Raw genomic sequence first — 13,393 nt, 5'->3', positions numbered from 1 at the left:
TGAGGCACTATGGGTAGTGGTCGGGTCCTGGGGGAACCTCTAAACCTAGTTTCGGTGGCATTGCGCGGAGTTAGCGCGCGATGACGGTGGCTGCACTGCCGCCGACCTTGGTCTTGACCTTTTTGCGGGCGTCGCTGCGGGCCCCGAGGGAGAATGAATATTCTCCTTTTGTTCCGCAGGGCGTATGATGGATTTCGCGTCGCGAGTCGGGTTGTCCGATCGCAGGCGGCAGATGGAACAGGGGACGGCCAGCGTGGATTTCAGGACTGGAGACAACGTGGGTGAGCATGACGGCCAGAGCGAACTGTCGCTCGCTGGCGATACCGCCCCGGCTGGTGGAAATGGAAAGGCGATTGGCATGAATGCGGATGACAAGGGTAGCGAGGCGCTTGTCGCGGCAATGACCGCAGGCGCTGCCACTGCGCTCGCCGCAGCGGCCAAGCCGGTTTCCGATTCCAAGACGATCAACGCGCGCCGCTTCACGATCGCGACCAATGCCGAGCGCGACGCGCTGCTCACCGCGTTCGGCAAGGAAACGCTCGACGACCGCTATCTCCTTCCCGGCGAGCGCTATCAGGATCTCTTCGCCCGCGTGGCCGATGCCTATGCGGACGATCAGGACCACGCCCAGCGCCTTTACGACTACATCTCGAAGCTGTGGTTCATGCCCGCCACGCCCGTCCTCTCGAACGGCGGTACCGGGCGCGGCCTGCCCATCTCGTGCTATCTCAATTCGGTTTCCGACAGTCTCGAAGGCATCGTCGGCACGTGGAACGAGAACGTCTGGCTTGCGAGCCGTGGCGGCGGCATCGGCACCTATTGGGGCCAGGTGCGCGGTATCGGTGAATCTGTCGGCCTCAACGGCAAGACCAGCGGGATCATCCCCTTCGTCCGCGTGATGGACAGCCTCACCCTCGCGATCAGCCAGGGCTCGCTGCGCCGTGGTTCGGCGGCGTGCTATCTCGATGTGTCGCACCCGGAAATCGAAGAATTCCTCGAAATCCGCAAGCCGTCGGGCGATTTCAACCGCAAGGCCCTGAACCTCCACCACGGCGTGCTGCTGACGGACGAGTTCATGGAAGCGGTGCGCGATGGCACCGAATTCCACTTGCGCAGCCCCAAGGACGGCTCGGTGCGCGGCACGGTCGATGCGCGCTCGCTGTTCCAGAAGCTCGTCGAAACCCGCCTCGCCACGGGTGAACCCTACATCGTGTTCAACGACACGGTGAACCGCACGATGCCCAAGCATCACCGCGATCTCGGGCTCAAGGTCTCGACCTCGAACCTCTGCTCGGAAATCACGCTCCCCACCGGGCGCGACCACCTCGGCAATGATCGCACCGCGGTGTGCTGCCTCTCCTCGCTCAACCTCGAAACCTGGGACGAGTGGTGCAAGGACGAGCGCTTCATCGAGGACGTGCTGCGCTTCCTCGACAACGTGCTGCAGGACTACATCGACCGCGCGCCGGACGAGATGGCCCGCGCCAAGTATTCCGCGATGCGCGAACGCTCGGTCGGCATGGGCGTCATGGGCTTCCACTCGTTCCTGCAGCAGAAGGGCATCGCTTTCGAAAGCGCCATGGCCAAGGCGTGGAACCTCAAGATGTTCAAGCACATCGCCTCCCGCGCGGACGAGGCTTCGCTCCTCCTCGCGCAGGAACGCGGCGCGTGCCCCGATGCGGCGGACATGGGCGTGATGCAGCGCTTCTCCTGCAAGATGGCGATCGCGCCCACCGCGTCGATCTCGATCATCTGCGGCGGCACCTCGGCCTGCATCGAGCCGATCCCGGCGAACATCTACACCCACAAGACGCTCTCGGGCAGCTTCGTGGTCAAGAACCCCTATCTCGAGAAGCTGCTCCAGTCGAAGTCGAAGGATTCGACCAACGTCTGGAACTCGATCCTCGAGCGCGGCGGGTCGGTCCAGCACCTCGATTTCCTCTCTCCGGAGGAAAAGGCCGTCTACAAGACCAGCTTCGAGATCGACCAGCGCTGGCTGCTCGAATTCGCGGCAGACCGCACGCCGTATATCGATCAGGCCCAGTCGCTGAATCTCTACATCCCGGCGGACGTCGACAAGTGGGACCTCATGATGCTCCACTTCCAGGCTTGGGAGAAGGGCATCAAGTCGCTCTACTACCTCCGTTCGAAGTCGGTGCAGCGCGCCGGTTTCGCTGGCGGCGTCGAAGCAGACAACACCGCCGCGGCGCCCGTGATGGAACTCAGCGCGGGCGGCCAGACCGACTACGAGGAATGCCTGGCTTGTCAGTAGGGCCTGCCAGTGAAGCCTTGCCCTGAAGCACCGGGGATGCGCCCTGCATCCCCGTCCGAGATCGTGACCATGTCGGACTGTCTGATACAATCAGCCAAACATTGCGGCTTGCCCGGCACGGTTACAATCCGCGACACGGTACCCGCTTGCCCCGCCCACTCCGGCCGGGCTACATTTGCGAATAATTCGCAATTGCATAAGGGCTATCGTCGTGCGCAAGTTTCACCGCTGGATTTCGGTTTTATTCGGCGTCTTTCTCCTCTGGATCGCCGTGACGGGCACGCTCAGCCAAATCGTGCCGCTCCTCGCGGGCGGAGAGCGGGAGAAGCCGAAGGTCGAGGCGAGCGCGAAGCCCGCCTTCGTCTGCCCGCCGGATTACATGTGCCGGCCCAAACCCAAGCCCGGCGATCCGCGCGCGCTGATCGGCCTCTTGCATCACCTGCACTCGGGCGAGAGCTTCGGACCCGTGGGCGTGGTGTTCGGCACGCTGTCGGGTTTCGCGATGATCTTCTTCAGCGTCTCGGGGCTCTGGCTCTACATCCAGATGTGGCGCAACCGGGCGGAGCGGAAGCTCACCCCGCGCTGGTTCTGGAAGTAGCCGACTCTGCCCTTCCGGGCGGTGGAAAAACCCCCGCCCCCAAGTGTTTGACCCGCGCGGGCAACTTCCGCGCGCGTCCATCCCTGCCTATCGTCCGCCTTCTTGCCGCACAGGATCCGTCCCATGTCCCTTCTTGAAGCCCGCAGCTCCTACAAGCCCTTCGAATATCCCTGGGCCTACGACTTCTGGAAGCGCCAGCAGCAGATCCACTGGATGCCGGAGGAAGTTCCCCTCGGCGAAGACTGCCGCGATTGGGCGCAGAAGATCTCGGAGCACGAGCGCAACCTGCTCACGCAGATCTTCCGCTTCTTCACCCAGGCCGACGTCGAGGTGCAGGATTGCTACCACGACAAGTATGGCCGCGTGTTCAAGCCGACCGAGGTCAAGATGATGCTCGCCGCCTTCTCCAACATGGAGACGGTGCACATCGCCGCCTACAGCCATCTGCTCGACACCATCGGCATGCCCGAGAGCGAATACGCGATGTTCCTCGAATACGAGGAAATGCGCGCCAAGCACGATTACCTGCAGCAGTTCGGCGTCGATTCCGATGAAGACATCGCCCGCACCCTCGCGATGTTCGGCGGCTTCACCGAAGGCCTCCAGCTTTTCGCCAGCTTCGCCATGCTGATGAACTTCCCGCGCTTCAACAAGATGAAGGGCATGGGCCAGATCGTCTCGTGGTCGGTGCGCGATGAATCGCTCCACTGCGAAGGCATCACCAAGCTGTTCCACGCCTTCGTGGCGGAACGCGGCTGCCTCACCAAGGCGGTGAAGGAAGACATCATCGATTGCTGCCAGAAGACCGTCCGCCTCGAGGACGCCTTCATCGACCTCGCCTTCGAGCAGGGCCCCGTCCCGGGCATGAGCCCCAAGGAAATCAAGAAGTACATCCGCTACATCGCCGATTGGCGCCTCGGCCAGCTGGGCTTCCAGCCGATCTACATGATCGAGGAACACCCCCTCCCCTGGCTCACCCCGCTGCTCAACGGCGTCGAACACGCCAACTTCTTCGAAACCCGCGCCACCGAATACTCCAAGGCCGCCACCCGCGGTGACTGGAACACCGTGTGGTCGAGCTTCGACTCGCGCCGCAAGGCAAAGTCGGCCGAACCGGCGAACGAGCTGGTTGAGGAAGCCGAAGCGGACATGTTCAAGGCAGCGGGGATCGCGGCGGAGTAAAGAACCAAGGGAAAGTGCGAGGGCCATCGCCCTCGCGCTCCCGGGAGCTGGCGACATGCCCAAGGTTTTCGCCTGGAATGGCTACCGGTTTCACTTCTTCGCCAATGAGGGCGATCCGCGCGAGCCGCCGCATGTTCACGTGACCAAGGGGCGCGATACGGCCAAGTTTTGGCTCCGTCCCGAGGTTTCGCTCGCCTACAATCGCGGCTTTTCGCCCCGAGTGCTTTCCGAACTCCACCGTGTTATAGAAGCGCGGCGCGATGAAATCGAAAGTGCGTGGCATGACTTTTTCGCCTGAACCCCTCGCTGTCCGGTTCGATGCAGATTCGTTCTGGGTCGATCTCGATGATGGCCGCACGCTGGGCGTTCCGCTCGCATGGTTCCCGCGCCTGCTCCACGCCACGCCCGAACAGCGCGCTGCCGTTTCGCTGAGCCGCGCCGGCCTTCACTGGGACGAGATCGACGAGGATATCTCGGTGGCCGGCCTGCTGGCCGGCAAGGGCGATCAGACGCGAACCGCCAAGGCGGCGGCCTGACCATCTTGACAAAACAAACCAAATAGGTTAAACGCCCCGCCCAGATCGGGAGCCGGCAAGGCCAGCCTCGCACTCGCTCTTCTGGCCCGAGGCGTCATGCCTGGGGCCAGCGCGGCCGGTGTGGGCTGCGGGTTCAAGGCGGGACTGTCGTCTCCAATCCTTGGCCAGGCATTCACCCACGCCAGCACCGTTCAGTGCCAGGGGCAGCACGCCTCAGGAGCCCGGCTGGTATGCGAGCCGCCCCCGGGTCCGGACACTGACGGGATGAGGTCGAGCCGGGTCAGGTCCTGCCCCATCCGGCCATTCGCACACGATGCAGTTCATGGCGTGCCGCCCCGCAGTCCCTCCCAAGGGTCATGCAGGCGCCGCACCGGCCGCGCGATCTCCTCCTGCCCGGATGCCGCCCCGAGGCGCCGCCAAATCCAACACCGACTAACGGCGCGCAGGGCCGCTGGCCCCTGCTATTGCTCTTCTTCGTTCAGCCTCGCCGCCAGCACCGCGATCTCCGCCGGCTCCAGCAGCCACGTCCGCGTCGCGCGGCCTTCGCGGTGCACCGGCACGGTCAGCAGCAGCCGGGCGTTCTCCCGCGCGTGCGGCTTGTAGAGCGTGAAGTGCAGCGCGCACTCGCGGATCGTGCCGATGATCGGCACGCGCCCTTCCAGATCGATCATCGTGGCCGCCTGATCCCAGGGGATTTCGGCGAGAGTAGCCCCAGCCATCAGACGTCCAGGTTCGCCACGTTGAGCGCGTTTTCCTGAATGAAGTCACGCCGCGGTTCCACCACGTCACCCATCAGGCGGGTAAAGATCTCGTCCGTCACGTCGGCATCTTCCATCTTCACCTGCAGCAGCGAGCGCTGCGTCGGATCGAGCGTCGTCTCCCACAGCTGATCGGCGTTCATTTCGCCCAGACCCTTGTAGCGCGAAATGGAAAGACCCTTGCGCCCTGCCGTCAGCACTTGCGCAAGGAGTTCCGACGGCCGCGTGATCCCGGCGCTGTCCTTGGCGGCGGGCCGCACCGGCGCGGCGGCTTCGGCCTCGCCTTCCTGCTCTTCCAGCACCGCCTCGGGTTCTGGCTCTGCCACCGCGGCGCTGGTGCGCACCAGCCGCGCCGGCATGGCATAGACCTCGGCCTGCTCCCCGGCGAGGCGGGCGAGCTTGCGCGCCTCGGCGCTCGAGAGGAAGCCGGGTTCGATGGTGTGCTGGTCGGTCACCCCGCGCCACACGCGCTGGATGCGATAGCCGCCATCCGGCGCCACTTCGGCAACCCAGCGCGCATCGTGTTCGCCGCGGTCCATCCAGCGCACGCTGGCGGCCAGCGCCGCCTCGCGCTCGGCTGCGGTCATTTCCGGCTCCAGCGCACCCGCCAGAGCCAGCGCCTCGATGATCGTCGGGTCATAGCGCTTGGGCGCGAAGGCCATCAGGTTGCGGAAGCGCAGCGCATGATCGACAAGGCCTGCGAGGTCCGCGCCGCTGCGCGCGCCGCCCGCCGTTTCCAGCATCCGGCCGGCGAGGCCTGCCTCGACGAGGTAGCGATCGAGCGCCGGGCCGTCCTTCAGGTAGACTTCGCTGCGCCCCTTCGCCACCTTGTAAAGCGGCGGCTGCGCAATGAAGAGGTGCCCTTCGCGGATGATCTCGGGCATCTGGCGGTGGAAGAAGGTGAGCAGCAGCGTGCGGATATGCGCGCCGTCGACGTCGGCGTCGGTCATGATCACGATCTTGTGATAGCGCAGCTTGGCGAGGTTGAACTCGTCGCGGATGCCGGTGCCCATCGCCTGGATCAGCGTGCCGACTTCCTTCGAGCCGATGATCCGATCGAACCGCGCGCGCTCCACGTTGAGGATCTTGCCCTTCAGTGGCAGGATTGCCTGGAAGTGCCGGTCGCGCCCCTGCTTGGCCGAGCCGCCGGCGCTGTCACCCTCGACGAGAAACAGTTCGCACTTGGCGGGATCGCGCTCCTGGCAGTCCGCCAGCTTGCCGGGCAGACTGGCGATATCCATCGCGCCCTTGCGCCGGGTCAGCTCGCGCGCCTTCTTGGCGGCCTCGCGGGCGGCGGCGGCGTCGATCACCTTCTGGATGACGGCGCGGGCGTGGGCGGGGTTTTCCTCCAGCCATTCGCTCATCTTGTCGGCCATCAGGGCTTCCAGCGGCTGGCGTACTTCGGAGGAAACCAGCTTGTCCTTGGTCTGGGAGGAGAACTTGGGGTCCGGCAGCTTGACCGAGACAATCGCCGTCAGTCCCTCGCGCATGTCGTCGCCGGTGAGGCTGACCTTCTCCTTCTTCAGCATCCCCGACCGGTCCGCATAGCCGTTGAGAGTCCGCGTCAGCGCCGCGCGGAAGGCGGCGAGGTGCGTCCCGCCGTCGCGCTGGGGGATGTTGTTGGTGAAGGTGAGGACGTTCTCGTAGTAGCTGTCGTTCCACTGCAGCGCGACATCGATGCCGATGCCATCGCGCTCCGCACCGATTGCGATGGGCTCGGGCATCAGCGGCTGCTTGTTGCGATCGAGGTACTTCACGAAGGCTGCGATGCCGCCGACGTAATAGAGGTCGTGCTCCTTCACATCCTCGTGGCGCTTGTCGCGCAGCAGGATGCGCACGCCGGAGTTGAGGAAGGCCAGCTCGCGGTAGCGGTGCTCCAGCTTGTCGAAATCAAACTCTGTCACGTTCTTGAAGGTATCGTGGCTGGCGAAGAAGGTGACGCGTGTGCCCTTCTTGACCCCGCCCTTGCCGTCCGCCGGAGCCGGACCGTTGACCTTGAGCGGGGCGACGGCGTCGCCGTGCTCGAAGCGCATCCAGTGCTCTTGCCCATCGCGCCAGATCGTCAGCTCCAGCCATTCGGAGAGCGCATTGACCACCGAGACGCCGACGCCGTGCAGGCCGCCCGACACCTTGTAGGCGTTGTCGTCGCTGGTGTTCTCGAACTTCCCGCCCGCGTGGAGCTGGGTCATGATCACCTCGGCGGCAGAAACGCCTTCCTCGGCGTGGATGCCGGTGGGAATGCCGCGGCCGTTGTCTTCCACCGAGACCGAGCCGTCCGGGTTCAATTCGATCAGCACGAGATCGCAGTGCCCGGCCAGCGCCTCGTCGATCGCGTTATCCGAAACCTCGAACACCATGTGGTGCAGGCCCGAGCCATCATCGGTATCGCCGATATACATGCCGGGGCGCTTGCGCACGGCATCTAGCCCGCGCAGGACCTTGATGGAATCGGCGCCATATTCGTTGGCGTTGGGGATATTTTCGTTCGTACTGGCCATCCCCAGGACATAGGCATTCGCCGGGCTTTTCCCAAGCGAATCCGGCCTGTTTTGCACAAGGCAGAGCCCCTTTTCACACCCCGCCCCGAGCCGGACATGCTGAGGGGCTGGCACCAGCGGCGCAATCGTGCTGAAACACGCGCCACAACCTTCAAGACAAAGGACTTATCGCTCCATGCGCAAGCTGCTGACCGGCGTGATTTCAGCCGCCGTGCTCGTTTCGACCATGCCCGGATCCGCGCTCGCCGCGCCGGCCGCCAAGGGCGATCCCTACGGCGGCGAGGAGGCATTCCGCAGCCTCTACAAGGAACTCGTCGAGACCAACACCACCCTCTCATCCGGCAGCTGCACGCTGGCGGCAGAGCGCATGGCCGCGCGGCTCAAGACGGTCGGCTTCACCGACGACCAGCTGACGATCTTCGCGACGCCCGAGAAGCCGAAGGAGGGCGGCCTCGTCGCCGTCATGCCGGGCACCTCGAAAACCGAGAAGCCGATCCTGCTGCTGGCCCACCTCGACGTAGTCGAAGCCAAGCGTGAGGATTGGGTGCGCGATCCCTTCACCCTGATCGAGGAGAACGGATACCTCTACGCGCGCGGCACGGAAGACGACAAGGCGATGGCCGCGACCTGGGTCGACACCCTGATCCGCTTCAAGCAGGAGGGCTTCAAACCCAAGCGCACGCTCAAGCTCGCGCTCACCTGCGGCGAGGAAACGACCTACGCGTTCAACGGCGCCGAATGGCTGGCAAAGAACAAGCGCGACCTCATCGATGCGGCCTACGCGCTGAATGAAGGCGGCGGTGGGCGCACCGATGGCAAGGGCGTGTCGGAAGGCGGCAAGCTCGTCGTCGAATCGATTCAGGTCGGCGAGAAGGGCGTCCAGAACTTCCGCCTCGAAACGCGCAATCCCGGCGGCCACAGCTCGATCCCCGTGCGCGACAATGCGATCTACGAACTCGCCGCCGCGCTGGTGAAACTGCAGGCCTACGATTTCAAGCTGGAGCTTTCGGACACGACCCGCGCCTTCTTCGCCAAGGCCGGGGCCACGCGGACCGATGATCTCGGCAAGGCGATGCAGGCGATTGCCGCCAACCCGGCGGATAGCGCGGCAGAAGCCGTGCTCAACACCGACCGCACGTTCCACTCGATGCTGCGCACCACCTGCGTCGCCACGCTGATCGATGGCGGCCATGCCAACAACGCGCTGCCGCAGCGCGCCGGGGCCAACGTCAACTGCCGCATCTTCCCCGGCCATTCGATCGAAGAGGTGCAGAAGGAACTGCAGGCCGTCGTCGCCGATACGGGCGTGACGATCACGCCGGTCCCGCCGCTGCGTCCGCTGGCCAAGACCCCGCCGATGGATCCCGCGATCATCGGGCCGATGGAAAAGCTCGCCGCCAAGTACTTCCCCGGCGTGCCGCTGGTGCCGACGATGTCGACCGGTGCGACCGACGGGATCTTCCTCGCCGCGGTCGGCATCCCGACCTACGGCGTGCCCGGCGCCTGGGGCAACCCGGACGGCAACGGCGTGCACGGCCTCAACGAGCGGATCGAGATCAAGTCGCTGATGACCGGCCGCGCCTATCTCTATGAGCTTGTGAAGGCCTACACGAAGTAGTCACTTCCCTGTAATCATTCGGTTTATCCGGATTTGCCCCCACCCTGTCCACAGAGTCATGCACCTGTGGACAGGACTGTGGACTCCCCCTTGACGTGCGAGTCATGCCCGTGTTCTTTTCCGGGCATGCGTCACGAAGCGGTCATCCGCGTCCCTCAAATCGCACCCGGTAGGCGCCTCGCGCCCATTCCGGGCGGGACAATCGGCGCATTCTTGCGAAAGGGCCGAACGGGAGCATGCTTCACAGGGCGCTGATCGAGCGGGCGGCGAATGCCAGGCCCCACAATGGCAGCCCTCTTGGGGGCGATACCGCAGTCCTTGGGCATGATCGCCACCTCTCGAACTGCCCGGCGCTGGTACTCAATGCGGACTACACTCCGCTCAGCTATTATCCGCTGAGCCTCTGGCCCTGGCAGACCGCGATCAAGGCGGTGTTCCTCGAACGGGTCGATATCGTCGCGACCTACGAGCGCGAGGTTCACAGCGCCTCGCTCGACATGAAGATCCCCTCGGTCATCGCGCTCAGGCAGTTCGTGAAGCCGAGCGAGTTTCCCGCCTTCACGCGCTTCAACCTGTTCCTGCGCGACAAGTTCCAGTGCCAATACTGCGGCTGCCCCGATCAGCTGACCTTCGACCACGTCGTGCCGCGCCGTCTTGGCGGACGCACCACATGGGAAAACGTCGTCGCCGCCTGCGCGCCCTGCAACATGCGCAAGGGTGGCCGCACCCCGGCACAAGCGGCGATGCGCCTCATCACCGAACCGATCCGCCCGACCTCGTGGCACCTGCAGGAGCGCGGGCGCCTTTTCCCGCCGGGCCATCTCCACGAAAGCTGGCGCGACTGGCTCTACTGGGACGTCGAGCTCGAAAACTGAGCGCAGCTCAGAGCACGAAGTCTCCAGCCGTCAGGCTCGATACGCCGTCCACCCGGATCGCGAAGTCGGCCACGCCGTCGCCGTTCCCATCGCCGAACACGATCACACCGCTGCTGCTCGTCTCGTAGCGCAGTTCGCCGATCTTGCTGTCAGCCGTGTTGAACGCAGCCGTGCCGAGGAACGCGAAGGCCTGATCGCCGGCCGCGCCGGGATTGGCGTCGATCCTTGAAAGGTCGATCCGGTCCCCGGTGGTCCAGCCCATGATCGCATCGGCGCTCGCCTTGGTTGTCCCGCCGAAATCGTCGGCCTTGAACATGAAGCGATCATTGCCCGCACCGCCGGTCAGGATGTCGCGTCCGGCGCCGCCGGTCAGCATGTCATTGCCGTTGCCGCCGGTCAGCCGGTCGCTGCCCGCACCGCCGTCGAGCGTATCGGCGCCGTCGCCGCCATCCAGCCGGTCGGCTCCGTTGCCGCCCAGCAGCTGGTCGTTGCCCGCGCCGCCGGTCAGCAGATCATCGCCATCGCCGCCGCCGAAGAGGTCGGCTCCGCCCTTGCCGATGACGCGGTCGTTGCCTGCACCGGCCTCCACCCATGTCAGCGTGCCCAGCGTCCCGGCCAGCGAGATCGTATCGGCAAGGCCGCTCCCAGCGACGTAGTGGTTGCCGCTATCAGCCGCGGAAAAGGTCGTGTGCGCGTTGTCGAGCGTGGTCTTGGTCAGAAGCAGCTGGCCGCTGGCGGTTTCCTCGCTGTCCGCCAGCACGGAGGCCTTGCGCACCATGCCGCTGGCGTCCTTGATGGTCACCGCAAGATCCAGCGTCACCGCCCCGTCCGCTGCCGCCTTGATCGCGCCGCGAAGATCGAGCGAGGCCGCGTTGGTGCCAGCAGCCTTGCCGCCGACCGTCCAGGCAAAGGCGAACAGCGCGTTGTTCGGTGTCGCCGCGGTTGCCGTCGTCAGCAGGCGCTGGCGCGGCAGCGCCACCAGTCCGCTCGTCACCGCATAGAACCGGTCGATGAAGGCTTCCTTCTCAGGTGCGCTGAACGCGGTATCGAGATAGAGCATCTTCGATGTCTCGGTCGCCCGCCACACGCCGGTCGAGCGGTAGTAGCCCCCTTCGTAGGCGCCGACCGTGCCGAGCCCGTCCTTGAACCCGATCCAGTCCTTCCACGGAACCTTGGCCGGATCATTGGTGGTCGCGACATGCGCGCTCTGCAGCCCGTCGAGCGGGAAGCTGTCCACCAGTGCCGGATCGGCATATTCGTCCTGCAGCCCGGCAAAGCTGTGGCCGATCTCGTGCAGCGCAACTTCATACGACGAGGGGTTGCCCGCAGTCGCCCAGGCGACCGAACCCCCGGCGCCGCCATATTTGTCGGAATTGATGAGGACGATGATGATGTCCTTGCCATCGGAGGCGACCGGCGCGAACGCGTCGTACACTTTGCCCTGATCGCCATAGACCAGTCGTCCGTCGCTCAGATAGGCCCGCGCGCCGAAGTAGGTATCGACGGTCTGCGTGTCGGTGCTGTAGCCGGACTGGTTTGAAGCGAAAAAGGCCGCGCTCACGTTCACCAGCGAGGCATACGTCGCGAAGGGATCGTTCAGCGTCTTGTTGCTGCCCGAAAGCATGTAGGTGGTGAAGGCATTGGCATCTGAGAGGAACTTGGTCCGCTCGGCCGCCGTATAGCCTTCCGCGACAATGACGAGATCGACGCGCGCCGCCGTGGCACCGGTCGAACGGATGGGTGTGATATCCACGCGGCCTGCTCCCTCGGGCGGTGCGTCCCAACACCGCCGGGACGGCACGCTAACACGCGGATCAGGGCCTGTCAGCGCCCGGCGAGGGCACCCTCGCATTCATCCATAAGCTCGGCCATGATCGTGCTCACCGGCTCTTCCCGGGTAACCATGCCGACCGATTGCCCAGCCATGAGCGAGCCGTTCTCGACATCGCCCTCGATCACCGCGCGGCGCAGAGCCCCAGCCCAGAAATGCTCGATCTCGAGCTGCGCCTCGCCCATGTCGACCACGCCTTCGTCGAGCCGCCGGGCGACCTCGATCTGCTTGGCGATGAATTCGTCGCTACCCTTGTTGCGCAACGCGCGCACCGGGATCACCGGCAGGCGGGGATCGATCTGCACACTCGCCACCGCATCGCGCGCATTGGCGCGGAAGAACGCCGCCTTGAACGCGGGATGCGCGATGGATTCGCTCGCGCAGGCAAACCGGGTGCCCAGTTGCACGCCGCTTGCGCCCATTTCGAGATAGCTCGCGATCATCTCGCCCCGGCCGATGCCGCCCGCCACGAACACCACGTGTTCGGCGGCCAGCGCGGGCAGGAATTCCTGCGCCAGAACCGAGGTCGAGACTGGACCTATATGCCCGCCCGCTTCCGAGCCTTCGATCACCAGCGCATCGGCACCCGAACGGAACAGCTTCTTCGCCAGCGCCAGCGTCGGCGCAAACACGATGACCTTGGCGCCAAACGCCTTGATCGCCTCGACCGCACCCTTGGGCGGAATGCCGCCCGCCAGCACGACATGGCCGACCTTGTGGCGGCTGCAAACCTCGATCAGATCGAACAGGCGCGGGTGCATCGTGATGAGGTTCACGCCGAAGGGCTTGCTCGTCAGCGCCGCCGTCGCGGTGATCTCGGTGTCGAGCAGTTCGGGGGTCATCGCCCCGCAGGCGATCACGCCGAAGCCGCCCGCATTGCTGATCGCGGCCACGAGATTGCGCTCGGAAACCCAGCTCATCGCACCGCAGAGCACGGCACGTTCGGTGCCAAGGAATTCGGCACCACGCGCCATCAGCGCGGCAGTCTTGGGGTATGCGGTCATCAGAAACGCCTCGTCCGTCTAGCGCAGCCTGCAAGGGAGCGCCCTTAGGGCCGGTTCGTGGCGGCAACAAGGCGGGAAGTTCTCACGCTGATCGCCAATCGCGATCTCTGTGCGCAAGTCTTGCCGTTTCTCCAATCTCCGCACGCAGCGTACAAACAGGCCATCAGGTGATGCCTCCTTGCCTGCATGAGCCGAGAGCCGGTCCACCAAGGCCCGGCCCC

Annotated in this window: 11 protein-coding genes; 7 read left to right on the top strand and 4 right to left on the bottom strand. The window is 65.0% G+C overall.

What is annotated here, in order from left to right; all coding sequences use genetic code 11:
* Positions 1–253: 253 nt before the first annotated feature.
* From AQZ52_RS04125 to AQZ52_RS04105, 5 genes are all read left to right on the top strand, one after another.
* Entirely contained in the window at positions 254–2,272 is a 2,019-nt protein-coding gene (locus AQZ52_RS04125; protein WP_156424774.1) for a ribonucleoside-diphosphate reductase subunit alpha, read from the top strand.
* A gap of 211 nt (positions 2,273–2,483) precedes the next feature.
* Positions 2,484–2,870, top strand: coding sequence for a PepSY domain-containing protein (locus AQZ52_RS04120; protein ID WP_067906637.1), 387 nt, complete (start codon positions 2,484–2,486; stop codon positions 2,868–2,870).
* Positions 2,871–2,993: 123 nt separating this feature from the next.
* A complete protein-coding gene (locus AQZ52_RS04115; RefSeq protein ID WP_067906635.1) occupies positions 2,994–4,052 on the top strand; it encodes a ribonucleotide-diphosphate reductase subunit beta in 1,059 nt (352 codons plus the stop codon).
* A gap of 55 nt (positions 4,053–4,107) precedes the next feature.
* A complete protein-coding gene (locus AQZ52_RS04110) occupies positions 4,108–4,350 on the top strand; it encodes a DUF4160 domain-containing protein (protein WP_067906633.1) in 243 nt (80 codons plus the stop codon).
* Positions 4,334–4,588: a DUF2442 domain-containing protein gene (locus AQZ52_RS04105; RefSeq protein ID WP_067906631.1), complete on the top strand. Its 255-nt coding sequence runs from the start codon at positions 4,334–4,336 to the stop codon at positions 4,586–4,588. Before AQZ52_RS04110 ends, AQZ52_RS04105 begins: the two co-directional genes overlap by 17 nt.
* Positions 4,589–5,049: 461 nt before the next feature.
* Here AQZ52_RS04105 and AQZ52_RS04100 read toward each other — a convergent pair whose 3' ends face one another.
* Together AQZ52_RS04100 and gyrB are read right to left on the bottom strand one after the other, a co-directional pair.
* Positions 5,050–5,307 carry a sulfatase-modifying factor protein gene (locus tag AQZ52_RS04100; RefSeq protein WP_067906626.1) on the bottom strand — a complete coding sequence of 86 codons (258 nt, stop codon included), beginning with the start codon at positions 5,305–5,307 and terminating at the stop codon, positions 5,050–5,052.
* Positions 5,307–7,844 (bottom strand): DNA topoisomerase (ATP-hydrolyzing) subunit B, encoded by a 2,538-nt coding sequence (gene gyrB, locus AQZ52_RS04095; RefSeq protein WP_067906625.1) that lies wholly within the window; start codon positions 7,842–7,844, stop codon positions 5,307–5,309. The genes AQZ52_RS04100 and gyrB overlap by 1 nt, the downstream gene beginning before the upstream one ends.
* Before the next feature lie 175 nt (positions 7,845–8,019).
* On the opposite strand from gyrB, the gene AQZ52_RS04090 reads away from it, so the two are divergent.
* Positions 8,020–9,462, top strand: coding sequence for a M20/M25/M40 family metallo-hydrolase (locus AQZ52_RS04090; RefSeq protein ID WP_067906624.1), 1,443 nt, complete (start codon positions 8,020–8,022; stop codon positions 9,460–9,462).
* A 236-nt stretch (positions 9,463–9,698) separates the two neighbouring features.
* Positions 9,699–10,337, top strand: coding sequence for an HNH endonuclease (locus tag AQZ52_RS04085; RefSeq protein ID WP_082697540.1), 639 nt, complete (start codon positions 9,699–9,701; stop codon positions 10,335–10,337).
* Positions 10,338–10,344: 7 nt separating this feature from the next.
* On the opposite strand, the gene AQZ52_RS19200 is transcribed toward AQZ52_RS04085, so the two are convergent.
* Both AQZ52_RS19200 and AQZ52_RS04075 read right to left on the bottom strand, forming a co-directional pair.
* Complete coding sequence (locus tag AQZ52_RS19200; RefSeq protein WP_067906622.1) at positions 10,345–12,090, bottom strand: M64 family metallopeptidase; 1,746 nt, start codon at positions 12,088–12,090, stop codon at positions 10,345–10,347.
* Between the two features lie 71 nt (positions 12,091–12,161).
* Positions 12,162–13,172, bottom strand: coding sequence for an NAD(P)H-dependent flavin oxidoreductase (locus tag AQZ52_RS04075; protein ID WP_067906620.1), 1,011 nt, complete (start codon positions 13,170–13,172; stop codon positions 12,162–12,164).
* Positions 13,173–13,393 lie beyond the last annotated feature (221 nt).

Origin of the sequence: Novosphingobium fuchskuhlense (genome assembly GCF_001519075.1) — a bacterium.
Classification (GTDB): domain Bacteria; phylum Pseudomonadota; class Alphaproteobacteria; order Sphingomonadales; family Sphingomonadaceae; genus Novosphingobium; species Novosphingobium fuchskuhlense.
The sequence above is the reverse complement of the archived record's forward strand: the minus strand, read 5'-3'. Positions and strand labels throughout refer to the sequence as shown.

What these genes read in the sequence shown, in the direction of transcription:
- AQZ52_RS04115 (WP_067906635.1), top strand. Translation starts at nt 2,994, where the DNA reads ATGTCCCTTCTTGAAGCCCGCAGCTCCTACAAGCCCTTCGAATATCCC.
- AQZ52_RS04110 (WP_067906633.1), top strand. Translation starts at nt 4,108, where the DNA reads ATGCCCAAGGTTTTCGCCTGGAATGGCTACCGGTTTCACTTCTTCGCC.
- AQZ52_RS04105 (WP_067906631.1), top strand. Translation starts at nt 4,334, where the DNA reads ATGACTTTTTCGCCTGAACCCCTCGCTGTCCGGTTCGATGCAGATTCG.
- AQZ52_RS04100 (WP_067906626.1), bottom strand. Translation starts at nt 5,307, where the DNA reads ATGGCTGGGGCTACTCTCGCCGAAATCCCCTGGGATCAGGCGGCCACG.
- gyrB (WP_067906625.1), bottom strand. Translation starts at nt 7,844, where the DNA reads ATGGCCAGTACGAACGAAAATATCCCCAACGCCAACGAATATGGCGCC.
- AQZ52_RS04090 (WP_067906624.1), top strand. Translation starts at nt 8,020, where the DNA reads ATGCGCAAGCTGCTGACCGGCGTGATTTCAGCCGCCGTGCTCGTTTCG.
- AQZ52_RS04085 (WP_082697540.1), top strand. Translation starts at nt 9,699, where the DNA reads ATGCTTCACAGGGCGCTGATCGAGCGGGCGGCGAATGCCAGGCCCCAC.
- AQZ52_RS04075 (WP_067906620.1), bottom strand. Translation starts at nt 13,172, where the DNA reads ATGACCGCATACCCCAAGACTGCCGCGCTGATGGCGCGTGGTGCCGAA.